Below are 23,447 nucleotides of genomic sequence, written 5' to 3'. Positions count from 1 at the left end.
GTCGAAGCACCAAAGATTTAGATACGGCTAAAATAAATGACTTTAGAGCGGGCAAGTCAAGCTAGCCCTCTCGATCAACCCTGCACGAGTTGCCCTGCATCACGTGCTTTTCGGTCACGCAGACTTGATTTTTGCCCGTCAAAGCTCGATATCGGGCACATCCTAAAAGACACCAATCACCGGAGAACGTCATGACTGACGAAACGACGAAGAACGGACCAGACGCAGCCGCGGTCGAAGCCGCAGCGGACGCCGCCGCAAACGTCGAGAACGAAGCCACAGCACAGCCCGATCCGCTGGAACTTCTGAAGGGCGAGAATACAGAGCTGCGCGACCGCTATCTGCGCCTTGCCGCGGAGATGGATAACCTGCGCCGCCGCACGGAGCGGGAAGTCAAGGACGCCAAGACCTACTCAGCCGCTGGCTTTGCTCGAGACATGTTGGCTGTCTCGGACAACCTGCGCCGCGCCATCGATGCGATTCCGGAGGAAGCGAAGGCTGCCGCCGACGCCGGTCTGACAACGCTGATCGAAGGCGTCGAGATGACGGAGCGCTCGATGCTGTCTGCGCTCGAGCGCCACGGTGTCCGCAAGCTGGAGCCGGTCGGCCAGAAGTTCGATCCGAACTTCCATCAGGCCATGTTCGAAGTGCCGAACCCTGATGTGCCGAACAACACGGTCGTACAGGTCGTTCAGGCCGGCTACACCATCGGTGAACGCGTTCTGCGTCCTGCCATGGTCGGCGTCGCCAAGGGCGGCCCGAAGCTCGTCGAGTCCGAAACCAATTCGGTTTTCGACCAGAAGGACGCCTGATCTCTCTGGCGCCCCTATAGGCATTAGATGCGGGCGAAACGCTCGATCAGCAGATCGAAGAAGCCGTCCGCATCGACATCACGCATGACCCGCGCATTGCGCTTGCGGTCGGTGACGTGCCACCAGTCGACGACGGTCATGCCGACTGTCAGTGCCGATTTTACCTCGATCTCGACATTGCAGGTCCGGCCCTTGAAAAGCTCAGGCTTCAGCAGGTAGGCGATAACCGTCGGATCGTGCAGCGGACCGCCGTCGGAACCATATTTCTCGACATCGAAACGTTCGAAGAATTCCAGCATCTCGACCATGGCGATGGCCGGGCGCGTGCCGAGATCGGCCATGCGCTTGACGCGGTCCTTGCGCGTCAGAAGCTTGTGCGTGACGTCGAGCGGCATCATTACGATCGGAACACCGGAACGGAAGACGATGTCGGCGGCCTCGGGATCGACGTAGATGTTGAACTCGGCCGCCGGCGTAATGTTGCCGCCTTCGAAGAAGCCGCCACCCATCATGACCAGTTCGCGGACACGCGGGATGATGTCGGGCGCCTTCTGGAAAGCCAGGCCGATGTTGGTCAGTGGCCCAAGCGTGCACAGCGTCACCGTGCCTTCCGGCTCGCTGCGCAGTGTCTCGATGATGAAATCCACGGAATGCTGCGCCTGCAGCGGCATGACAGGCTCGTCGAGGACAGGGCCGTCGAGGCCGGTCTTGCCGTGCACGTGCTCGGCGGTGACCAGCTTGCGCGCGATCGGCTTGTCGGCGCCGGCAAAGACTTTCGTATCGGTCCGGCCACAGAGTTCGCAGACGATGCGTGCGTTGCGGCTCGTATAGGACAGCGGCACATTGCCGGCGACGGTGGTGATCCCGAGAACGGCGAGTTCCTCCGGGCTGCCAAAGGCCAGCATGATGGCGGCGGCATCGTCCTGGCCGGGGTCAGTGTCGATGATGATCTTTCTAGGGTCTGCCATTCCGATCGTTCCATCCTCGTGGTGCGCGTCTTCCTGGCATGCACCGTTTATTTATATTCCCGTCGCAAATCGGCACAGCCGGTACGGGCAGGTTTTGATGCGAGGCGGCGCTTGCTTTGTCAAGGTCGGACCCCTGCGCGCTCCCCGGCAGTGAGTGCGGATATCCGCCTTGCGTCCGTCGCCAGCAATTCCCATATTGGGGGCAATCGGATGCTGTTCTTCAGGTCCGGCAAGGTCGCTTGAATCAAGGACTTGAAGACGATGAGCCGCATTACGCCTTTCGCGAGCCCTTTGCTCTTGGGCTTCGACGCCATGGAAAAGACGCTTGAGCGCCTTTCGAAGGCTAGCGACGGGTACCCCCCCTACAATATCGAGCGCGTCGCCGCCAATCGCGCCTCCGGTGATCCGGAGAGGCTGCGTATAACCCTTGCCGTTGCCGGGTTCAGCGAAGAAGAACTGGACGTGTCGGTCGAGGAAAATCAGCTTTCGATCCGGGGTCGCCAAGTCGATCAGGGGGAACGTGATTACCTTTATCGCGGCATCGCCGCGCGTCAGTTCCAGCGGACTTTTGTTTTGGCCGACGGGATGCAGGTTCTGGGCGCCTGCCTCAAGAACGGATTATTGTCGGTGGATCTCATCCGCCCAGAGCCGAGCCGTATGGTGAAGAAAATTAACATTTCGGTCTCACAGTAGGACAACGGCGCAACTTGAGCCGTTGGTCCCTTCTGTTGGAGGTACAGGAATGTTGATGAAAGAAGCCAATTCTCACCTGACCAAAACCGAACTTGCCGGTATCGGCAACGGCGAGGTCGCCTACATCCGGAAAATGCGGTCTGAAGAAGTCTCCAAGTGCTTCCCTGAAGCGCCGGATATCGATCCGAGCGTTGACCTATGGGCGCTTTTCGGCGCCGATGGCACGCCGATCCTGTTGACGGACAACCGCTCGAGCACCTTCTTCAAGGCTGCCGAGGATGAGCTGAAAACGGTGAGCCTGCACTAAGGCAGGCTCAGACGCGCTTGAATGTGAGATAGGCGGAAGATCTGCCTTCGCGCCGCGCCTTGGCCTCGTAGCGTGTGCTCGGCCAGCCCTCGTAGGGCGTCAGCCAATCCGCAGCATTCTGGGCGAGCCATTCGAAGCCGCCGTGGTCGCGGCACTTGAGTAGCGTCCAGTTGACGTAAGTATCGATATCGGACGCGAAGCAAAACTGCCCGCCCGGCTTTAGGACGCGGTGGAAGCGGTCGAGATTGGTCTTCGATACAAAGCGGCGCTTCCAGTGCTTCCGCTTCGGCCACGGATCCGGGTAGAGCAGGTCGATGTGGTCGATCGAGGCATCAGGCAACCAATCCAGCAATTGCGTCGCATCATCGTTATAGACACGGACGTTCTTGGCGCCCGCTTTGTCGACGCTCGTCAGCAGCTTCTGCATGGAATTGATGAAAGGCTCGACGCCGATAAAGCCAGTGAAGGGCATTTCCACGGCACGATGGATCAGATGCTCGCCGCCGCCGAAGCCAATTTCCAGGCGCAGCCTTTCGGTCGACACCGGAAAGAGAGTTTTCAGCGGGTCGGGCGGAGCCGCTGAAAGATCGATGAGGAACGCCGGAAGCAGGGTGTTCAGTCGCTCTGCCTGATGTTCGCGCAGAGCCTTTCCCTTGCGGCGACCGAAGAAGGCTTCGGTCGCGCGTCCGCGGCGTTCCATGTCGGTCATGCTGCTTCCTTGACCTTAACGGCTTCCTTGAGCGCCTTGACGAGGTCAGTGCGCTCCCAGGAGAACGAGCCGTCGCGGCCGGCCTTGCGGCCGAAGTGGCCATAGGCCGAGGTCTTGGCGTAGATCGGCTTGTTGAGGTCGAGATGACGGCGGATGCCGGTCGGCGACAGATCCATGTTCTTGCGGATAGCGGCTTCGACCTGGTCTTCCGTCACGCCCTTGCCAGTGCCGTGCAGGTCGACATAGATCGACAGCGGCTGTGCGACGCCGATAGCGTAGGAGAGCTGGATCGTGCAGCGATCGGAAAGACCGGCGGCAACGACGTTCTTCGCGAGGTAGCGGGCAGCATAGGCGGCCGAACGGTCGACCTTGGTCGTGTCCTTGCCGGAGAATGCGCCGCCACCGTGCGGAGCAGCGCCGCCGTAGGTGTCGACAATGATCTTGCGGCCGGTCAGGCCCGCGTCGCCATCGGGACCGCCGATGACGAACTTGCCGGTCGGATTGATGTACCACTTGCAATCGTCGGCGACCGGCAGATCGCCGAGAGCTTCGAGGATATAGGGCTCGACGACTGCGCGAACCTTCTTCGAGTCCCAGCTTTCGTCGAGGTGCTGGGTGGAGAGAACGATCGACGTGACTTCGGCGGGCTTGCCGTTGACGTAGCGCACCGTCACCTGGCTCTTGGCATCCGGGCCGAGCTTTGCAACTTCGCCGTCGCCCTTCTTGCGGGCCGTGGCGAGCAGCTGCAGGATCCTGTGGGAATAGTAGATCGGCGCCGGCATGAGGTCAGGCGTTTCCTTGCAGGCGTAGCCGAACATGATGCCCTGGTCGCCAGCACCTTCGTCACCCTGCTGGTCGGCGGCATTGTCGACGCCCTGGGCGATGTCGGCGGACTGCGAGTGCAGGAGCACGTCGATCTTCGCCGTCTTCCAGTGGAAGCCGTCCTGCTCGTAGCCGATGTCCTTGATGGCGCGGCGGGCAGCGGCCTTGAACTTCGAAGGATTGATGACGTCCTTGCCGTCCTTGTCCTTTTTCATCAGGCTCGGCGGCAGGCGCACTTCACCGGCGATCACGACTCGGTTGGTCGTTGCCAGCGTCTCGCAGGCAATGCGCACGCCCCAGGGGTTGACGCCGGTCTTGGCTGCTTCGCGGTAGACCAGATCCACGATCTCGTCGGAGATCCGGTCACACACCTTGTCCGGGTGACCTTCGGCAACTGACTCGCTGGTGAAAAGGTAATTCGCGCGCATTCCGGGATTCCCCTCAAAGAACAAAAGCTGCCTAGTAGGTACTCAGTTCGTACACGAAAAACAAGCGTACAAGGACATAAATATATCTTTATATCTGCGGCGAAGTGGCAAAATATGCCCAAAAAACGCCAAAAAGCGGCCGTTGCGACCGCTTTCCTATTTTGCTCCAAATTTTGAGTGGCGATTATTCGCTGTCGGCCTCGGCGGCGAGCGCCTTCACAAGTTCGACCACTTTGCGACGGACCTTGGGGTCCGTGATCTTCACGAAGGCGCGGTTGAGTTGGAGTCCTTCGGACGATGAAAGAAAGTCGACCACATAGTTCGAGCTGGAGGCCTCCGACATGCCGGATAGACCGGAGGATTGTTCGCCTGGCGCGTCCTCGAAAAAGAAGGAGACGGGGACGTTCAAAATGCTGGAGATGTTCTGAAGGCGGCTCGCACCGACGCGATTGGTGCCTTTTTCGTATTTCTGGATCTGCTGAAACGTGATGCCGAGGCTCTCCCCGAGTTTTTCCTGGCTCATTCCTAGCATTGTTCGACGAAGGCGAATGCGACTGCCAACATGGACGTCGATGGGGTTCGGCCTCTTCTTGTTCTCAATCATGGTCCTGCCCTAACAATAATTTTCAACCTTGTTTAAACCGGCATGCCCAAACCCATCCCCAAAACGTCACGTTGCAAAGTCCTGATTAACCACCTTGAAACATACGCTAAGAACGCCGATCCCAACCACTATGCAATTTTAGGGGTTTTCGGTCAATTCTGCTTGAAAACAAAACCAAAACGCGAAACGAGCGCAATTGCAAACAGAAGTATTTCGATCAACCGGAAGTAAGTTTGGCGCGGGTAGCCTGGATCGCGTTCCGCGCTGAAGCTCTCAATGGTTGCGTCGATGAAGCCGGTTTCATTGAGGCCCAGTCCGGCAATGACCTCGCCACGGGCGTTCACGATCGCTGAAATTCCACTGTTGCCGTTGCGAATCAGCGGCAAACCGGCCTCCACGGCACGCAACCTGGCCTGCTGAAAGTGCTGGTAGGGGCCGGGCGTTGCACCGAACCACGCATCATTCGTGACATTGAGGATGGCATTGGCCGCGCCAAGGTCGCCTGTCATTTCATCGGGAAAAATGATCTCGTAGCAGACGAGCGGATAGAACTTGATCCCCGTCGGCAAAGTCAGCAGCTGACGCGTGGCGGCGGGTGAGAAGCCACCCGGCATCTCAACGACGTTCTGGATGCCGAAATCGTCGAGGATGCTTTCGAAGGGCACGTATTCGCCAAACGGCACGAGGTGCACCTTGTCGGCGGCGCCTGCGATCTGGCCACGACCGTCGATGATATAGATCGAATTGTAGTAGCGCGGCGGATTGCCCGGCCCCGTGTCTTCCACCCGAACGGCGCCGGCGATCAGGATCTGATTGTCGTCCAGGGTGTCCGCGATCCGGCTGAGCGCATCCTGATTGTCGGTCAGGATGAAGGGAATGGCCGTCTCCGGCCAGACGATGATGTCTGGTTTCCGCCCACCGTCCTTCGGAGGCTCGACGGAGAGTTTCAGATGTTTTTCGAAGATAGCAGCGCGATCAGCGTCGCTGTCCATCTTCGCCGTCTGTTCGATCATCGGCTGAACGAGACGGATGACCGGGCTCTTGGAGTCGGCTGCGGGCGTCGGCTGTGGGCCATAGAGAACATAAGCGCCGTAGCCGATATGCGCCGCGAAAAGCAGGGCTGCCAATGAAAGGCCGAGCTTCGCGCCCTGACGTGTTCCGAGAAGCGCAGGCGCGCCGAAGATGAAGACCGAGAGCGACGTTATACCCATGATGCCGATGACATGCGCCGATTGCATCATGAGAGGCACGGGCGTCATGCCGTAGCCGACAGCGTTCCAGGGAAAGCCGGTGAAAAGGACGCTCCGCAACCACTCGAGCAATCCGAAGCTCGCCGCAAGCGCCGCAATCCGCCCCATGCCGTCGGACCACAGGGTTCGCGCCAGGGCGGCAGCAACGCCGTAGAAGATGGCGAGCACCGCAGGCAGGCCGAAAATCGCCAACGGCAGCGCCCAGGCGAAGGCCTCGGCATCGATCATCAAGGCATGGCCGAGCCACCAGAGGCCGGCGACGAAATAGCCGAAGCCGAATAGCCAGCCGACGGCGAAGGATGGCCACAGCCGACCAAGAAACCCGCTTTCAGGAGCGGCGGCGGAGCCGTCGATCAGCCAGACAAGCAGCGTGAACGACACGAACATCGCGGCAAAGAAGCCGAAGGGAGGTAAGGCCAGAACGCCGATGGCGCCTGCAAGGACGGCCAGTACAACCCTCTTGAACCCCCAGGCCAGGATAACCCTGTCTGCAAGCCGCTCCATGCGCACTCCCATCACGCTGCGAATCAACCCGACCGCAGTCTTTCAAAAAAGCCGCCGTTTGTCGTGGTTTGCGGCAATCAGTTGGTTGTGGGAGCGTCTGTTTGCCGCTCTTCGCCGTGATCCGAGCCGGACGTGCCTTCACCGTCGATCTTGACGCGACGGCGGATCGCCTGGCGCTTGCGAGTGATCCTCACGCGCTTGATCCGGCGCGGGTCCGCATCAAGAATATGGAACTCGAAACCGGGCAGGGCCTGTACGACCTCACCGCGCACGGGAATGCGCCCGAGTTCGGAGAAGATCAGGCCGCCCAGCGTGTCCACTTCATCGACCTGCTCGGTAATGTCGAAGTCCGGTCCGATCGCTTCGGCGATCTCCTCCAGTTCGACACGGGCGTCGGCAACGAAGACGTCTTCGGACACGCGCTTGAACATGACTTCGTCGTCGTCATGCTCGTCGTCGATGTCACCGACGACCATCTCGACGATGTCCTCGTGCGATGCCAGCCCATCGGTGCCGCCATATTCGTCGATGACGAGTGCCATCTGCGTGCGGTTCACCTGCATGCGGCGAAGGAGATCCGAAGCAAGCATTGAAGGCGGCACGAAGAGGATCTTGCGGATGATGCCGGCCTCTGACAGCGTCTTCTGCAGGTCGACGCGGCTGAGGTCGAAATTCGGCTTGGCGGCGCGCGTCGGCTTCTGCAGGTGCTCGGGGGAAACCTCGACCAAAGGCTCTGCCGGCTTGAGTGCCTTGGTGCTGCCGCGGCGCTTGTTGCGCGCCTGCTTGGCGATGTAGGACAGGAGGTCGCGGATATGCACCATGCCGCGCGGGTCATCGAGCGTATCCGCGTAAACCGGCATGCGCGAACGTCCAGACTCCTCGAACAGGATCATCAGTTCACCGATGGTGATGTTCTGGTCGACGGCCTCGATATCAGCGCGCGGCACCATCACGTCGGCGACACGCACTTCGCGGAAGCGAAGGATGTTGTGCAGCATCGCCCGTTCGTCGGGTGAAAACACGGCGCCGACGGCAGCGTCGGTCATCAGCGCATCGGCGATGTCCTCGCGAAGGCGCGAGCCCTGCTGTGGTCTCAGGATGCGCGCTGCGCGCGACCAGAAGGATTGGGATCGTCCGGACTGCCTACTACTACTGCCACCCTCATCGGAGGAGGAGGATTGATCGGCGTCCTTGGCCTCAGCGGCCGGTCTCGTCGTAAAGTCGCTCATGGTTCCATTTTAAGGTCTTGACCCTCGTATGGGTCAGATAGGCCGAGTACCGCCAAAATGCGAGTCTCGAGCCCCTCCATTATCTCGGCTTCAGCGTCATTATTATGATCGTAGCCGAAGAGATGCAAGAATCCATGCACTATCAGGTGCGTCAGGTGGTCGTCAAAGTTCTTTTCGAGCTCTACCGCCTCCCGCTCCACGGTTTCTCTTGCGATAATGATGTCGCCCAACATCGGACCCGGCACCTTGCCTGGCTTTACCGGGAAGGCGGGAAAGGAAAGCACGTTGGTCGGCTTGTCCTTGCCGCGCCATTCGGCGTTGATGTCCTGGATCGAGGCGTCGTCGGTGAAAACCAGCGAGACTTCCGGGATCATCTTGGGAAAAGGCTGCCTTTCGCTCTCGCGAAGATAGGTTGCCGCCGTTTCGAGTACGCGATCCGCCAATGCATGCAACGCATCTTCGGAGGGCCAATTGCCCTCCTCGATGCTGATCTGGATATCAAGTTCCGCCATCAGTCCTGCCGGCTAACCTCTTCGGTTTCCGCTGCGTAGGTGGAATCATAAGCCCTGACAATCCGCCCGACGAGCGGATGGCGCACGACGTCCGTATCCTTGAAGCGGACGATCGAGATGCCCTCGACGCCATTCAGCAGTTGCAGCGCTTCCACTAGCCCAGACTTGACGCCCCGCGGCAAGTCGATCTGGCTTGGGTCGCCAGTGACGATCATGCGGGAGTTCTCGCCGAGACGCGTCAGGAACATCTTCATCTGCATCGACGTGGTGTTTTGCGCTTCGTCGAGGATAACGGCGGCATTGGCGAGCGTACGACCTCGCATGAAAGCGAGCGGCGCAATCTCGATGACGCCAGCGGTAATGGCGCGATCGACCTTGTCGGCCGGCATCATGTCATAGAGCGCGTCATAGAGCGGGCGAAGATAAGGGTCGACCTTCTCCTTCATGTCACCTGGCAGGAAGCCGAGGCGTTCGCCGGCTTCGACCGCAGGGCGCGAAAGAATGATCCTCTCAACGACGCCGCGTTCCAGCAGTTGAGCGGCATGGGCGACGGCGAGATAGGTCTTGCCGGTACCGGCCGGACCACAGCCGAACACGAGTTCAGCGCGCTCCAAGGCCCTGAGATAGGCATCCTGCGTCGGTGTGCGGGCAATGATGGTCTTCTTGCGCGTGGAAACCTGGGCCATCGTCAGCTTGGCCTTCTTCTCCATTGTCGGCAGGCTCAACTGGTCGTCGGCGGCCATCGCCATACGGATCGCGCCTTCGACGTCGGAGCGTTCCACGCTGCCGCCCTTCTGGAGCTTCTCATAGAGGTAATCGAGCGTACGCCGCGCCTGATTGGTAGCGACGATGTCTCCTGAGATAACGACGGAATTGCCCCGCGCTCGCGCGTCGATGTGCAGACGCTCTTCAAGGAGCTTGAGGTTCTGGTCGAACTGGCCGAACAGTTCACTGGCGAACCGATTGTTCTCGAACGTCAGAATAAAGTGATTGGCGTCGCTCGCAATGCGTGGGTGGCGCGGTGAAGAAGAAACCAATTCTTGTCCGTTCAAGCGGTCAGGCTCCTTGGGTTAGACCTCAGCCTTTGCAATCTCGGCAAACAGGCTGTTGGTTCCGGTTCCGGTGATTCGCACATTAATAATGTCACCGATTTGCAATGCTTTTGCATCAACATTCACGGACTGAAGCCAGGGAGAACGGCCGATAAGCTGTCCTGGCATGCGACCGGGCTTTTCGAGCAACAGTTCGATCGTTTTCCCGACACAGGATTCGGCAAATTCCTGCTGCTGCTTCAGGAGAAGCGCCTGCAGGTGTTCCAGCCGTTCTGCCTTGATCTCTTCCGGCACCTGGTCCTTCAGTTCCGCGCCGGGCGTGCCCGGCCGTGTCGAGTACTTGAAGGAGAAAGCCTGCGCATAGCGCACCTCCTCCACAAGTCGGAGTGTATCTTCAAAATCCTGGTCTGTCTCCCCCGGAAAGCCGACGATGAAGTCGCCGGAGAGAGCGATATCGGGGCGGGCTGCGCGGATGCGCTCGATCAGTGTCAGATACTCGGCGACCGTATGGCGCCGGTTCATCGCCTTCAGGATGCGGTCGGAGCCGGCTTGCACCGGCAGATGCAGGTACGGCATCAGCGCGCGCAGATCCCGATGCGCCTCGATCAGGCGATCGTCCATGTCACGCGGATGGCTGGTAGTGTAGCGCAGGCGCGCAAGGCCCGGGATCTCGGCCAGCCGGTAGAGCAGGTCGCCGAGAGTCCATTCCTGACCATTAGCGCCGACACCGTGCCAGGCGTTGACGTTCTGGCCGAGCAACGTGATCTCGCGCACGCCGCCTTCGACGAGCTTCTGCGCTTCCTCGACGATCTGGCTGACCGGCCGCGACACTTCCGAGCCGCGTGTATAGGGCACGACACAGAAGGTGCAGAATTTGTCGCACCCTTCTTGAACGGTGAGGAACGAAGTGACGCCGCGCGAGCGGATTTTCTTGCTCTCCGCGATCGGCAGATGCTCGAACTTGTCTTCGAGCGCATATTCAGTGTCGACGATGCGATGCCCTTGCTTCGCCTTGCGCAACGCTTCCGGCAGGCGGTGATAGGTCTGCGGACCAATGACGACGTCGACGGCGGGTGCCCGGCGCAGGATTTCTTCGCCTTCCGCCTGCGCCACGCAGCCGGTAACGCCGATCATGAACTCCCGGCCCTCCTTGTTGCGCTCCTTCTTCATATCGCGCAGGCGGCCGAGCGCCGAATAGACCTTTTCGGCAGCCTTTTCGCGGATATGACAGGTATTCAGCAGAACAAGGTCTGCCTCCTCCAAGACTTCCGTCAAATCATATCCGTCGCGGGCGAGGGCATCGCTCATGCGCGTCGAGTCATAGACGTTCATCTGACAGCCGTAGGTCTTGATGAATACCTTGCGGCTGTTGCTGCCATCGCGGAGACCGGTCTCCGGGGCCTGAAGAAGGGCGCTGTCCTGGGTCATGGCCGGCTATTTAGTGGTTTTTCATGCGCGAGAAAAGGAAATCTTGTCTTACGCCGTGTTGCGGCCGCGCAGGGCTGCGCCAAGCATCGAGCGGATTCGCTGGGCAATCGTCGCGCTGACGTCCTTGCGGTTGCTGTCGGCGCGATATTCGATCGCCTCACCGAAACAGACGTCTACCTCAAAGGCGCCGCATCGCAGCATGTCTTTCAAGTGCGGAAGCATCTCGACATCGCCGGGCCACGAGGCAAGTGGGCGATGATAACGCCCCATCGGCAGACCGTGCACGCCCGTATAGGCAACCGCGACCGGCTGGACGACAACGGCACCGGTCGGCGAAGCCGGAACCGCCATGGCGGCAGCGCCAAACAGCGAGGATTTGACCTCCAGAAGACGGTTTCCATCCGAGGTCGTGCCCTCCGGGAACAATACGACGATCTCGCCATCCGCCATGCGGGAGGCAATCTCGTTCGCCTGATGGCCGGTCCTGCGCTTTTCCTCGCGCACCACGAAGACGCTCCTCTGTAGCTTCGCCAGAGTGCCAAAGATTGGCCAGTCGCGCACCTCGATCTTGGCGATGAAGGCAACGTCGGCCACAGCCGACAACACCATGATGTCCATCCATGATGAATGGTTGGCGCAAAGCATCAACGGCCTGTGCGTTTCCATCTTGCCATGGACGCGGATGCGGATGCCGAAGCAGAAACAGACGATGCGATGCCAGATGCGCGGCAGCCAGCGCCGCAGCTTCCAATCGAAGCGGAGCGCCAGGAGTTGCCAGGGCATGAGCAGGATGCTGGCGAAGAGAATGACGATGCCGGCAAGCGCCACGCGCAGCCAGGCGATCAAGACGAAGACTCCGCGACTGCGATCATGGCCTCAGCGCTCGTCCGGCTTGAGCGGGATGCCATAAAGCTCGAGCCGGTGATCGACCAGCTTGAAGCCGTGCTCGCGGGCGATGCGTTCCTGCAACGCCTCGATCTCGGGCGAGTGAAACTCGATAACGACACCCGACTTGAGGTCGATGAGATGGTCATGATGCTCTTCCGGCACGGTCTCGTAACGCGAGCGGCCGTCTCGGAAGTCGTGGCGTTCGATGATGCCGGCATCCTCGAACAGCTTCACGGTACGATAGACGGTGGAGATCGAAATCTTCGCGTCCACCTTCACCGAACGCCGGTAAAGCTCTTCCACGTCGGGATGGTCGGCGGATTCTTCGAGAATACGCGCAATCACGCGGCGCTGTTCGGTCATGCGCATGCCGCGTTCAGCGCAAAGCTCCTCGAGGGTCTTGGCGACGTCAGTCATGGGCTGCCTTCCGATAGTCAACGTTTAAGCAACGGAACTAGCGAAGAACGCGCTTCATGACAAGCGCTGTGGAAACGGCGCCCTTGGCATCCTTGTAATATCCCTTGCGTTCGCCGACTTTCTCGAAGCCGAGCTTGCGGTAGAGCCCGAGCGCTGCCGCATTGCCATCATCGACCTCCAGAAAGATGCTTTCGCCACCGCGCAGCTTCGCTTCGCGCATCGCGGCCTGCATCAGCCGCCAGCCGAGGCCGGCGCGCGCGACCTTCGTCTGCACGGCGATCGTCAGGATTTCCGCCTCGCCGGCAACCTGGCGCGCCAGCACAAAACCCGGCAACGGCTTCTTGAGGAAGGCGTTTGTCTGGCGGGCCACGAAGCCGAAGACGGTGTCCTGGCTGAGCAGGCTGTAGAACTCGCCATCGCCCCACGGGCGGGCGAAACGCTCGCCGTGCAGCGCGGCGACCGCGCGGCAATCATCGGCATCCATCGCGACGATTTCGAATTCCGGCTTCAACGTCAAATAGGATTCCAACATGGTCATACTCGCGCAATTGCAAACCCGGCCTGCGGCTTGGCGTCGGGTCCACGCAGATAAAGAGGCTTTGGCTTTCCGGCAGACGGATCGGCGGAGGCGCCGATGCGTGCCACAATGGAAATCGGGAAATGGTTGGCATGGTCGCCGGTCGCGTCCGGCTTCAGGAGAGGCGTGGCCGAACCGGTGATTTCGCCCTCGAACGCCGCGGCGAACGCCTGCGCTTCCTCGACGGTCACGGCGCGCGCTTCGTCGAACGGTTCGCCGTCGACATTGAACGCCTGCAGATAAATCTCGTTTCGCTTGGCATCCATGGCCGCGAGCACGGGGCACCCCGGCGTTTTCAGCCGCTGCGCTTCGGCCATCACCGCAAGCGTGGTCACCCCGACCGCCGGAACGCCGAGCGACAGCGCAAAGCCGCGCGCGGCGGCGACACCGACGCGAATGCCGGTAAACGAGCCTGGACCGATGGTGACAGCAATGCGATCGACAGCCGAAAGCGACATATCCGCCTGCTCCAGCACGCGGTCGATGATTCCCATCAAATGCTCAGCATGCCCCTTGCCGATCATGTCCGATGCCTCCCCCAGCATCGTATCCCTGCCGCTGTCATAGAGAGCGGCAGCGCAATCCACACCTGCGGTGTCGAGCGCCAGTATGATCATGGCATCAATTTCCGAATAAAGCGTTCCTGAGCGTCCATACCTTCACCCTGCCGCGCTTGCAAATGCTGCGCCAGGACGAATGCCGGGACAGAGTGTCGTCGTCAGGCGGCGACGACTTCCTCGACTTCCGGAACGAAATGGCGAAGCAGGTTCTGCACGCCATGCTTCAGCGTCGCCGTCGAAGACGGGCAGCCGGAGCAGGAGCCCTTCATGTTGAGATAGACCTTGCCGTCCTTGAAGCCGCGGAAGGTGATGTCGCCACCATCCTGCGCGACGGCCGGGCGTACACGTGTGTCCAGCAGTTCCTTGATCGTCAGAACGATCGACTCGTCTGCTTCATCGAAGAACTCGCCGCCGGCATCGAGATCCTCGGAAAGAACCGATGCATCGCCCATCACAGGCTTGCCCGACATGAAGTGTTCCATGATCGAGCCAAGGATGGCCGGCTTCAGGTGCTGCCACTCGGCATTGTCCTTGGACACGGAGATGAAATCGTAGCCGAAATAGACACCGGTCACGCCAGGAATCTCGAACAGGCGGGCCGCGAGCGGCGATGCCTGAGCCTCGTCGGCGCTACGGAATTCGGCTGTTCCGTTCTCCATTACGACCCGACCCGGCAGGAACTTCTGCGTGGCGGGATTCGGCGTGGCTTCGGTCTGAATAAACATGTCGCTCTCCGTGCGGCGGGCAGCGGCCCAGGCCGTCTTTAGAATTCTTCAAAAAAGAAAATAAGCCGATTGGCAACTCTATTCAAGAGACTGGCACTCAAGAAATGGCTTTATGCGAGGGCATCCAATTCCTCGTCCGTCAATGTGTCAGGCAGGACGGTGACGGGGATGGGAAATGTCGCACCACGCCCGGCGATCGACGACACCAGCGGTCCTGGACCTTCCTTGGCCGAGCTTGCGGCCAGCACCAGGATCGCGATATCGCGGTCTTCCTCGATGACGGCGTTGATCTGCTCCGTGGCGCTTCCTTCGCGGATGACGATCTCAGGGTCGATGCCGATCGTTTCGCGAACCACATGCGCCGCCTTGGCGACCACGGCTTCGGCTTCCTCGCGCGCCTCGGCACGCATGATCTCCTCCACCCCCAGCCACTGCTGGAAGTCGCCCTCCGGTATCACGTACATCAGCACAAGGCCGCCATTCGAGTTCTTGGCGCGCCGGCCGGCATAGTGAACGGCACGGGAGCATTCGGGCGTATCGTCAATGACCGCCATGAATTTGCGGCGATGACCTTCGAGCCGGGAGAGTCGTTTTGATACCATGCCGCGGACTCTGACACCTGAACCTGAAAATTTGCAAGCCCTCGTTTTTGATCCCTCGAGGGGGGCTCTGTCGAGGTCTAGGTCAGGCCGGAACCAGTCCGTAAAGGCGCATGATTGCTTTCACATGCTCGATATCCGGCTTGCCCTGAACATTGATGGCCAGAGCCATCTCCTCGAAGTAGCGTCTGCCGATCAAGCCGGGTGTCATGGTGATCAAAGCCTTGGCGGTTTCGCCGTGCAGATTTTCGTGGGTGTGGACGTAGCCACGTGGGATGAAGAGGGTACCCCCCGATGCGATCTCGTGTTTGCGCCCGTCAAGCGTCGTGGTCATCGTGCCGGACAATCCGTAAATCACTTCGTCGACGTCACGGTGATAATGGGCGGCCGGGACACGTGCCTGAGGCGGGACCGTGAATTCGAACATCACGAGACTTCCGGCGCTCTGGTCCTCGTCGATCAGAAGCCGGATCTCCATGGCGCCGATCTGGATGAGGTTGCGATCTCGCACCGAAGCCTCCTGACGGTCTGTTTAGGAACAGTACGCCGCAGGTAGAGGTTCGACAAGTCCGGGGCCGCATGTACGCCGCCCCGGACGATTTCGGCAGAGCCGGGATCTCAGTACAGGAAGCCGACGATGTCGCGCACTTCCTTCATCGTCACTTCGGCGCGTGCCCGTGCCCGCTCGCCACCGTTGCGCAGGATCGCGTCGATGTGGCTGGTGTCCGACATCAGCCGGCGCATCTCGGCGGTGATCGGCGAAAGCACGTTGACCGCCAGGTCGACCAGTGCCGGCTTGAAGACGGAAAACTGCTGACCGCCGAACTCGGCAAGCACGTCCGCTTTCGATTTGTCGGCGAGCGCCGCATAGATGCCGACCAGGTTGTCCGCCTCCGGACGGCCCTTGAGTCCATCGACTTCGCAGGGCAAGCCTTCCGGATCGGTCTTGGCCTTGCGGATCTTCTTCGAGATTGCGTCCTCGTCATCCATCAGGTTGATGCGCGAGAGATCCGATGGATCCGACTTCGACATCTTCTTGGTGCCGTCGCGAAGCGACATGACGCGCGGCGCTGGACCATCGATCAGCGGCTCGACCATCGGGAAATAGGCATGCACCGGCTCATCGCCGACGGTGATGTCGATGCCGTAGCCCGTCTTGCGGATATGCTCCGCATAGTCGAGGTTGAACTTCATCGCGATGTCGCGGGCGAGTTCAAGGTGCTGTTTCTGATCGTCACCGACCGGGACATGCGTGCCGCGGTAAACGAGAATGTCGGCAGCCATCAGGCTCGGATAGGCGTAGAGGCCGAGCGAGGCTTGCTCACGGTCCTTGCCGGCCTTGTCCTTGAACTGCGTCATGCGGTTCATCCAACCGATGCGCGCGACGCAATTGAAGATCCAGGCAAGCTCGGCATGCTGCGGCACGGCCGACTGGTTGAAAACGATATGCTTTTCCGGATCGATGCCGGACGCGATGAAGGCGGCGGCGATCGAACGGATCTGGTTCGGCATGTCGTCATGGACGAGCTGCGCCGTCAGAGCATGCATGTCGACCACGCAGTAGATGCAGTCGTTGCCTTCCTGGAGTGCCACGAACTTGCGGATTGCGCCGAGATAGTTGCCGAGATGGAGATTGCCGGTCGGCTGGACGCCGGAGAATACGACTTTCTTGAATTCGCTCATTATGTCCTCGATTAGGCTGGTGGAGGGCCCCAGGGTCTGTAACCCATGTTGCTAACGTCGCGGCTTATGCACGCGCGCGATACGGCAATCAAGGGGTTCAGCCTGCGGCGTGTTCGATCAGATCGAAGGTGTTGCCGTAAGGATCCGAAAACACGGCGACGGTCCCGTAGACTTCGTGTCGCGGCCTTTCGAGAAATTGCACGCCCTTGGCCAGCATCGACGCATGGTCACGCGCAAAATCATCGGTCTTGAGGAAGAAGCCAACCCGCCCGCCTGTCTGGTTGCCCATCGCCGCCATTTGCCGGTCGTTGGCAGCCTGCGCGAGCAGAAATGCCGCTCCATCTTCGCCCTTCGGCCTGACCACGACCCATCGCTTGCCGTCCGGCTGGACGTCGTCCTGAAGGCAGTCGAAGCCGAGCGCGCCGCAGTAGAAGTCCTTGGCCCGATCGTAGTCGTCGACGATGAGTGTTACGAGAAAGAGCGATTGGGACATTACAGGGCTCCGATTTGCGATGTGGTGTTGTTGCCAAGCACGGGCGGCCGGTCAAGGGAGAGCGGGCTGCCGTCGTTCGGCCCTTGTGCTTCCGTCATGCCGGGCTTGATCCGGCATCCGGCAACGCCGCGTCTGCGGCGCAGATGAGTCTTTCGCGCTCGAGGACTTGAGCGCGCCCGACCCCGGATCAAGTCCGGGGTGACGGAGAGAAGCAACGGCGGGGCAACGGCACACGTCTTCGCCTTCACGCGATCCTTTTGGCCCGTGGCTTGACCTGCATTTTCACTCGGACGGGGCGCTGGAAATTGCCTTGTTGAGTAAAACAATATGGCGCTGTCGAGCGCCCCGTTCGGCGGTCTGTGCCCGCAACTCCGGTCCCTCTGCCGCCTTGCCCGTGGAAGCTCTTGCTTCCCCTGGGGGCATGTGTGCCACGCAGGCACGTCCGGGGCTCAACTCGACGCCGCATTCGCGCTGGCGCCGCCGTCCCCGGAGGGAGACCATTTTCTGCGGACCCCTGATGCGGAAGCTCACGTCCTTCCTCCGCACCCGGCGCCGGTCCCGCCTCGCCTCAACGCCTTGCGGTGTATCCGCGACGGGACGATCTTATTGTAGGAGGAGCTCACCGAGCGGGGAAATTTGGTGACAGATTTTTTCTGTGAGTATTTCTCACAAATTTACGTGAAGGGAAATTTATACCTCTTTTTAGGTATCGCCAATTCATCAATTAGCAGTAAATTATGGCATTCTTCCGTTGCGTAAGGTAAACAATTTCACAAAAAGGCCATTTTTAGGGAGAGCGTTCCATCCGCCAGAAACTTACCCCGGTCGCCCGGTGTATTTCGAGGGGAGGGAACCATGCAGTCCGCATTTTCCATCGCACTCGCCGGCCTGTTCTGTCTGTCGTGTTTCGACAGTGCCGACGCCCAGAATGCCAGAAGAGTTGCAATACCGTCGCTCAAGTATAAAGAAACGCTCGCCTATTCTCTGCAGACCGTCAGCGTCAAGGCGAACTGCTTCCCGCCGCAACTGCGCGACGTTCTTGCCTATATCGCCGCCAAGACCGGTCGCCGTCCAATGGTAACCTCGGGGCTCCGGTCGCACGGTCGATCACATTCACAGCATCGCTATTGCGCAGCCGCCGATATCCGGATCCCCGGCGTATCGGAGCGCACGATCATTGCTATCGCTGAATCGGCACCGGGAATTGGCGGAATCGGTCGCTATTGCAACGGCATCGTCCATGTGGACGTAGGTCCAAAACGACGATGGACCTACTGCTGAAGCGCTGCGCCGGACCGCTAACTAGCCGTCCACCTTTGCGACCGGCTTGCGGTTCAGGTTGCGCCGGATCATGCCGAGGCTTGCGCCGCCGATCAGGAACGCGGTCGCGAAGTAGACAGCCATGGCGATGACGATCAGCAGACCGAGCGTGCCGACCTTGGTCGTCAGATGCGCAGTTGAGGCGAGCCACGGTTCCCAGCGGTGCTGCAGGTACATTATTACGCCGCCCATGACACCAGCGGAGACGACGAGCAATGCTGCGCGTCGCGCCAGCGCCCATTCCCACGTCAGATGACCGCGGCGGAGCAGCGTCGTGAAGAGTAGGACGGTGCTGATCCAGCCGGCCGTTGCTTCCGCAACCGCAATGCCGGGAGCGCCGAGGAACGGGAAGAGCGTCAATGCCGTCGCGCAGTTGACGCCAACGGCAATCGCCGAAAAGCGCATCGGCGTCTTGGTGTCTTCGCGCGCGTAAAATCCCGGTTGCAGTGCCTTGATCAGCACGAAGGCAGGGAGACCGACGCCATAAACGGCGAGGATGGAGCCGACGATCGCGGTGTTTTCCTGATGGAAGGCGCCGCGTTCGTAGAGCACGCGGATGATCTCGTCGGAGAGGATCCAGAGCGCAAAGGCGGCCGGTATTGTCAGGAACAGCACGAATTCCATCGACCGGTTCTGCAAGTTCGCCGCCTCGCGCAGATTGCCGCCCTTCAGCGCCCGCGCCAGTTCCGGCAGCAGCACCACGCCAACAGCAACGCCGACGACGCCGAGCGGCAGCTGGTAGATGCGGTCCGCATATTGAAGTGCGGCGATCGCGCCTTCGCGTGAGGAGGCAATTGCCTGGCCGATCATCTGATTGATCTGGGTAATGCCGCCGGTGACGGCAGCAGGCACCGCCAGGATCAGCAGGCGCTTGACGTTCGGCGTGATGCGGGGAAAGCGAAAACCGATGCTCATGCCGGCATGCAGGACGCCGACATAGACGACGACGAGCTGCAGGATGCCCGCAACCAGCACGCCCCAGGAGAGATACCAGGCGGTCTGAAGCGGTTCCGCGCCGGTATAGAGCGCATAAAACAGCGCCCCGATCATCACCACGTTGAGGAAAACCGGCGCTATGGCCGCCGCGAAGAAATGATGCAGCGAATTCAGCATCCCGCTCATCATCGCCGTCAGCGACATGCACATGAGATAGGGGAACATCACCGCCGCCATGCGCACGGTGATCGAGAATTTCTCCGCATCGTTGGCAAAGCCCGGCGCGATGACGAAGCGCACGAGCAGCGGCATGCAAAGCTCCATCACGATGGAGATGAGCAGCAGCACCGAAAATAGCACGCCGAAGACCTCTTCGGAGAAGCGCTTGGCGCCATCCGTGCCGTTCGCCTCGATCTCCTTGGCAAACAGCGGCACGAAGGCGGCGTTGAACGCACCTTCGGCAAAGAGCCGGCGGAACAGGTTTGGAAAGCGGAAGGCAGCATAGAAGACGTCGGCCATCGGACCGGTGCCGAGGGCTGCCGCCATCAGCGTTTCACGGGCGAATCCGAAGATACGGCTGCCAAGCGTGGCGCCGCCGACGGTGGCGAATTTTCTGACGAGGCTCATACGTTTTGGCTCATGCGGGCGAATCCGCCTTCTTTTCTGTCTGCGTCGCGGCGCGGGCCGTGGTCGGCGGCGCGATGATGCCGGAGGGCATGCGCTCGCGCAGCTCGTCCTGCTCCTCGGCCATCACGGCCTTCAGGCGCGCGGTGATGTTCGAGCGCTTGCTGTCGCCCGAGATTTTCTGGCCGACGAGGTCGGTCACGTAGAAGGTATCGATGACCTTCTCGCCGAAAGTGGTGATGCGGGCCGACTGAATGTCGAGCGACAGGTCCGAAAGAACCGCGGTGATTTCCGACAACAGGCCCGGTCGGTCGAGGCATTCGACCTCGATAACGGTGAACTTGTTTGACAGGCTGTTGGAGATGTTGACCGACGGCGGGATGACGAAGGCCTTGCTCTTCTTGCGGTTCTTGGTCCGCGTCGCAATCACTTCGGGCAGCCGCTTGCGGCCGGAAAGCACGTCCTCGATCATCCGCCCGATGGTGCCGGCACGGCGCAGCTCGTCGGCATCGTCCTTGAACTCGCGGCTGACATGGATCGTATCAAGTGCACGGCCATCCGAGGTCGTGAAGATCTGCGCGTCGACGATGTTGGCGCCCGCCGCGGCACAAGCGCCGGCGATGACGGCCAGAAGGCGCGGATGGTCAGGCGACAACACGGTGATCTCGGTGATCGCGTGGAAGCTGTCGGTGCGAACCATCGTCGCCAATGCCTGGCCGGCCTTGTCCGCCTGTCGGATAAAGCCTGCATGCCGGACCTGGTCTTCCAGAGGAACGGAGAGCAGGTAGGGCTGATAGTGCAGCTTGCTGTAGATCTTGCGGTCCTTCTGGCTCCAGTCGGAGAGCGCGTTGTAGAGCGCTTCGGCCGCGAAGTTGGCGCGCTCCTTGCGCGAAACCTCCGAGAAGCCGCCGGCAAGCAGCAGTTCCGTTTCATAATAGAGCGTGCGCAGCAACTGGCCTTTCCAGCCGTTCCAGACACCGGGACCGACGGCGCGGATGTCGCAGATCGTCAGGATCAGCAACATCTTCAACCGGTCGAGTGATTGCACCACATCGGCAAAGTCGGTGATCGTCTTGCGGTCGGTAAGATCGCGCGTCTGTGCGACCATCGACATCGCCAGATGTTCTTCAATCAGCCAGACGACCATTTCGGTCTGCTTCTGCGACAGGCCGAAACGGGTGCACAGCTTGCGAGCGACGCGGGCGCCGGCAATCGAGTGGTCCTCCTGGCGGCCCTTGGCGATGTCGTGCAGCAGCACGGCGACATAGAGAGCCTCGCGGTCTTCGATGCCGGGCATCAGCTTGTTCGCGAGCGGGTGCAGGTCGTCGGCCTTGCCCTTGTCGATCTCCGACAGCACCTCGACAGTGCGGATCAGATGCTCGTCCACCGTATAGTGGTGGTACATGTTGAACTGCATCATCGCGACGATCTTGCCGAACTCGGGGATGAAGCGCCCGAGCACGCCGGCCTCGTTCATGCGCCGCAGGATCAGCGCCGGATCGCGCTTCGAGGTCAGGATCGACATGAAGAGGCGATTTGCCTCGTCGTTCTCGCGCAGATTGTTGTCGATCAGGCTGAGCGAGCGGGTCACGCGCTTCAGTGCGTCCGGATGGAATTCCAGCCCATTGATGTCGGCGACATGGAACAGGCGGATGATACTGACCGGATCATTCTTGAATACATCGGGGCTTGCGAGCGCGATACGGCCGCGATCCTCGACGAATTCGGTGCTGCCGGCGATCTTGCGGCTGCGGTTTGCAAAGCGGCTGATGACGCCGGTCAGACCCGGCGTCGATTTCGCCTGCTGGTCCTCGAGCGCCGCGCAGAGAATGCGCGTCAGGTCGCCGACGTCCTTGGCGACGAGGAAGTAGTGCTTCATGAAGCGCTCGACGGCCGAAAGGCCGGGACGCGAGTGATATCCGAGCGCCTCGGCGATCTCGCGCTGGATATCGAAGGACAGCCGCTCTTCGGCTTTTCCGGTCAGGAAATGCATGTGGCAGCGCACCGCCCAGAGGAAGTCGTCGGCCTTCTGGAAGACGTGGTATTCGTGCTTCGAGAGAACGCCCAGCGGCACGAGCTCAGCCGTGTCGCGGACATGGTAGTAGTATTTCGAGATCCAGAAGAGCGTATGCAGGTCGCGCAGGCCGCCCTTGCCTTCCTTGACGTTGGGCTCAACGAGATAGCGCGTGTCACCGGCCTTGCGGTGGCGCTCGTCGCGCTCGGCAAGCTTGGCGGCGATGAATTCTGGCCCGGTGCCGGTGACGATCTCCTTGTCAAAACGCGTCTCAAGCTGCGTCCCCAGCGAGCGCAGGCCGCAGATGTAGCGCATTTCAAGGATCGCGGTACGGATGGTCATGTCTGATTTCGACAGCGCGATGCATTCTTCAATCGTGCGTGTCGCGTGGCCGACCTTGAAGCCCATGTCCCAGAGGACGTAGAGCATGAATTCGACCGCCTTGTGCGTTTCCTCGGCAGGCTTCGGCTGGAACAGGAACAGGAGGTCGATGTCGGAGCCCGGCGCCAGCGTGTCGCGGCCATAGCCGCCGACGGCCGTGACGGCGAACTTGTCCTTCTGTTTCGGGAAGACATGGGCGCAGACGAACTCGTAGAGAACCGTCGTAATCTGGTCCTGCAGCCACGAAATCCGCCGGGCGCAATTGATGCCGCTGCCATCGGCCGAAAGCAGCTCGCGCGCCTTCTGCCGGCCTTCGCTGCTCGCCTTCTTGAGGGTCGCCAGCAGATCCGATCGCATGACGTCGGGCCGCGTCTTGTTGGCCTCTGCCATGGCGTCGCACATCTTCAGGAGATAGTCGGTGTCGAGGATATCGGAGAAATCGATTTCGTTCGTCGTCGCCATGCGCGGGGCGGCTTCCTGTTTACGCGGCGCAGCCGCTTCCTGCTGCACCTCTCGTTTCGTCTGCATGCGCTATAGCCTCTTTGCCCGCCGATGACACGGGCTTTCCTACTGCAGAACCCTTAATTTTGGCGAAAAGGTGTTGTCGCGCGTGAAACCGTGGGCATCAGGCAATCAGGCAGCGATCTGTGCCTGCACGGAATAGAGCACCTGACGTGTCTCGCTGGCGATTTCTTCCAGCGTCTCTTGGTCGCACTCGCGGTAGCCGGCTTTGGCGACGCAAGACGATAGCTCCAGAATCCTGGCGCAGCAGCGGATGATCTGCAGCAGGCCGAAGGGCGAGGCCCAGCCGCGCGGCGTGCCGCGCTCGTCCGCAAGCCGTAGCGCTTCAAGCGCGCTGAAGATCGCCGCAAGCCTCTGGGTTTCGTTGAACAGCCGGTCCATGAACATCGG

General features: G+C 60.6%; 25 protein-coding genes. 4 read left to right on the top strand and 21 right to left on the bottom strand.

The annotated features are described in order from the left end of the window. The first annotated feature begins 191 nt into the window (after positions 1-191). Entirely contained in the window at positions 192-812 is a 621-nt protein-coding gene (gene grpE / locus ATY79_RS12630) for a nucleotide exchange factor GrpE (protein WP_088691152.1), read from the top strand. Positions 813-835: 23 nt separating this feature from the next. Here grpE and ATY79_RS12625 read toward each other — a convergent pair whose 3' ends face one another. Further along, entirely contained in the window at positions 836-1,780 is a 945-nt protein-coding gene (locus ATY79_RS12625) for a nucleoside hydrolase (RefSeq protein WP_088691153.1), read from the bottom strand. A gap of 261 nt (positions 1,781-2,041) precedes the next feature. Between ATY79_RS12625 and ATY79_RS12620 the strand changes: the two genes are divergently transcribed. Both ATY79_RS12620 and ATY79_RS12615 read left to right on the top strand, forming a co-directional pair. Continuing rightward, positions 2,042-2,473 (top strand): Hsp20 family protein, encoded by a 432-nt coding sequence (locus ATY79_RS12620; RefSeq protein ID WP_088704035.1) that lies wholly within the window; start codon positions 2,042-2,044, stop codon positions 2,471-2,473. Positions 2,474-2,522: 49 nt separating this feature from the next. Beyond that, positions 2,523-2,780, top strand: a complete 258-nt coding sequence (locus ATY79_RS12615; protein WP_088691155.1) for a DUF1150 family protein — start codon at positions 2,523-2,525, stop codon at positions 2,778-2,780. A 7-nt stretch (positions 2,781-2,787) separates the two neighbouring features. Here the strand turns inward: ATY79_RS12615 and ATY79_RS12610 are convergent, their stop codons facing one another. The 17 genes from ATY79_RS12610 to ATY79_RS12530 form a co-directional block, all read right to left on the bottom strand. Continuing rightward, on the bottom strand, positions 2,788-3,489 hold the full coding sequence (locus tag ATY79_RS12610; RefSeq protein ID WP_088704034.1) for a tRNA (guanosine(46)-N(7))-methyltransferase TrmB: 702 nt from the start codon (positions 3,487-3,489) through the stop codon (positions 2,788-2,790). Beyond that, positions 3,486-4,739: a methionine adenosyltransferase gene (metK, locus tag ATY79_RS12605; protein WP_088691157.1), complete on the bottom strand. Its 1,254-nt coding sequence runs from the start codon at positions 4,737-4,739 to the stop codon at positions 3,486-3,488. Before metK ends, ATY79_RS12610 begins: the two co-directional genes overlap by 4 nt. Positions 4,740-4,923: 184 nt before the next feature. Further along, complete coding sequence (locus tag ATY79_RS12600; protein ID WP_088691158.1) at positions 4,924-5,343, bottom strand: helix-turn-helix domain-containing protein; 420 nt, start codon at positions 5,341-5,343, stop codon at positions 4,924-4,926. A 152-nt stretch (positions 5,344-5,495) separates the two neighbouring features. Further along, positions 5,496-7,097: an apolipoprotein N-acyltransferase gene (gene lnt, locus ATY79_RS12595; protein WP_088704033.1), complete on the bottom strand. Its 1,602-nt coding sequence runs from the start codon at positions 7,095-7,097 to the stop codon at positions 5,496-5,498. A gap of 77 nt (positions 7,098-7,174) precedes the next feature. Then, positions 7,175-8,326, bottom strand: a complete 1,152-nt coding sequence (locus ATY79_RS12590) for a hemolysin family protein (RefSeq protein ID WP_088704032.1) — start codon at positions 8,324-8,326, stop codon at positions 7,175-7,177. After that, the gene (ybeY, locus tag ATY79_RS12585) at positions 8,323-8,838 is read right to left on the bottom strand and encodes an rRNA maturation RNase YbeY (protein ID WP_088704031.1); all 516 of its coding nucleotides are present in this window, start codon (positions 8,836-8,838) and stop codon (positions 8,323-8,325) included. The genes ATY79_RS12590 and ybeY overlap by 4 nt, the downstream gene beginning before the upstream one ends. Continuing rightward, entirely contained in the window at positions 8,838-9,890 is a 1,053-nt protein-coding gene (locus ATY79_RS12580) for a PhoH family protein (protein WP_088691162.1), read from the bottom strand. Before ATY79_RS12580 ends, ybeY begins: the two co-directional genes overlap by 1 nt. Positions 9,891-9,908: 18 nt before the next feature. Next, positions 9,909-11,318, bottom strand: a complete 1,410-nt coding sequence (gene miaB, locus ATY79_RS12575) for a tRNA (N6-isopentenyl adenosine(37)-C2)-methylthiotransferase MiaB (RefSeq protein WP_088691163.1) — start codon at positions 11,316-11,318, stop codon at positions 9,909-9,911. 48 nt (positions 11,319-11,366) lie between these two features. Continuing rightward, positions 11,367-12,164, bottom strand: a complete 798-nt coding sequence (locus tag ATY79_RS12570) for a lysophospholipid acyltransferase family protein (protein ID WP_088704030.1) — start codon at positions 12,162-12,164, stop codon at positions 11,367-11,369. A 30-nt stretch (positions 12,165-12,194) separates the two neighbouring features. After that, positions 12,195-12,623 carry a Fur family transcriptional regulator gene (locus tag ATY79_RS12565; protein ID WP_007789354.1) on the bottom strand — a complete coding sequence of 143 codons (429 nt, stop codon included), beginning with the start codon at positions 12,621-12,623 and terminating at the stop codon, positions 12,195-12,197. A 37-nt stretch (positions 12,624-12,660) separates the two neighbouring features. Then, entirely contained in the window at positions 12,661-13,155 is a 495-nt protein-coding gene (locus ATY79_RS12560; protein WP_088691165.1) for an N-acetyltransferase, read from the bottom strand. 2 nt (positions 13,156-13,157) lie between these two features. Continuing rightward, positions 13,158-13,817 (bottom strand): tRNA (adenosine(37)-N6)-threonylcarbamoyltransferase complex dimerization subunit type 1 TsaB, encoded by a 660-nt coding sequence (gene tsaB, locus ATY79_RS12555; RefSeq protein ID WP_088704029.1) that lies wholly within the window; start codon positions 13,815-13,817, stop codon positions 13,158-13,160. A 101-nt stretch (positions 13,818-13,918) separates the two neighbouring features. Then, positions 13,919-14,485 carry a NifU family protein gene (locus ATY79_RS12550; protein ID WP_016552506.1) on the bottom strand — a complete coding sequence of 189 codons (567 nt, stop codon included), beginning with the start codon at positions 14,483-14,485 and terminating at the stop codon, positions 13,919-13,921. Between the two features lie 110 nt (positions 14,486-14,595). Then, positions 14,596-15,087, bottom strand: coding sequence for a universal stress protein (locus tag ATY79_RS12545; protein WP_007789346.1), 492 nt, complete (start codon positions 15,085-15,087; stop codon positions 14,596-14,598). An 82-nt stretch (positions 15,088-15,169) separates the two neighbouring features. Then, entirely contained in the window at positions 15,170-15,595 is a 426-nt protein-coding gene (locus ATY79_RS12540; RefSeq protein ID WP_088691167.1) for a cupin domain-containing protein, read from the bottom strand. A gap of 107 nt (positions 15,596-15,702) precedes the next feature. Beyond that, entirely contained in the window at positions 15,703-16,767 is a 1,065-nt protein-coding gene (gene trpS, locus ATY79_RS12535) for a tryptophan--tRNA ligase (protein WP_088691168.1), read from the bottom strand. A 97-nt stretch (positions 16,768-16,864) separates the two neighbouring features. After that, positions 16,865-17,260 carry a VOC family protein gene (locus ATY79_RS12530; protein WP_088691169.1) on the bottom strand — a complete coding sequence of 132 codons (396 nt, stop codon included), beginning with the start codon at positions 17,258-17,260 and terminating at the stop codon, positions 16,865-16,867. An 855-nt stretch (positions 17,261-18,115) separates the two neighbouring features. On the opposite strand from ATY79_RS12530, the gene ATY79_RS12525 reads away from it, so the two are divergent. Further along, the gene (locus tag ATY79_RS12525; RefSeq protein ID WP_088704028.1) at positions 18,116-18,541 is read left to right on the top strand and encodes a D-Ala-D-Ala carboxypeptidase family metallohydrolase; all 426 of its coding nucleotides are present in this window, start codon (positions 18,116-18,118) and stop codon (positions 18,539-18,541) included. 21 nt (positions 18,542-18,562) lie between these two features. On the opposite strand, the gene murJ is transcribed toward ATY79_RS12525, so the two are convergent. The 3 genes from murJ to ATY79_RS12510 all read right to left on the bottom strand — a co-directional run bounded on the left by murJ (position 18,563) and on the right by ATY79_RS12510 (position 23,444). Continuing rightward, positions 18,563-20,143 (bottom strand): murein biosynthesis integral membrane protein MurJ, encoded by a 1,581-nt coding sequence (gene murJ, locus ATY79_RS12520; RefSeq protein WP_088691171.1) that lies wholly within the window; start codon positions 20,141-20,143, stop codon positions 18,563-18,565. Between the two features lie 10 nt (positions 20,144-20,153). After that, positions 20,154-23,063 (bottom strand): [protein-PII] uridylyltransferase, encoded by a 2,910-nt coding sequence (locus ATY79_RS12515; RefSeq protein WP_088704027.1) that lies wholly within the window; start codon positions 23,061-23,063, stop codon positions 20,154-20,156. 105 nt (positions 23,064-23,168) lie between these two features. After that, a complete protein-coding gene (locus ATY79_RS12510) occupies positions 23,169-23,444 on the bottom strand; it encodes a hypothetical protein (protein ID WP_088704026.1) in 276 nt (91 codons plus the stop codon). Positions 23,445-23,447 lie beyond the last annotated feature (3 nt).

Origin of the sequence: Rhizobium sp. R693 (assembly GCF_002211315.1) — a bacterium.
In the GTDB taxonomy this organism is placed as follows: domain Bacteria; phylum Pseudomonadota; class Alphaproteobacteria; order Rhizobiales; family Rhizobiaceae; genus Rhizobium.
The sequence above is the reverse complement of the archived record's forward strand: the minus strand, read 5'-3'. Positions and strand labels throughout refer to the sequence as shown.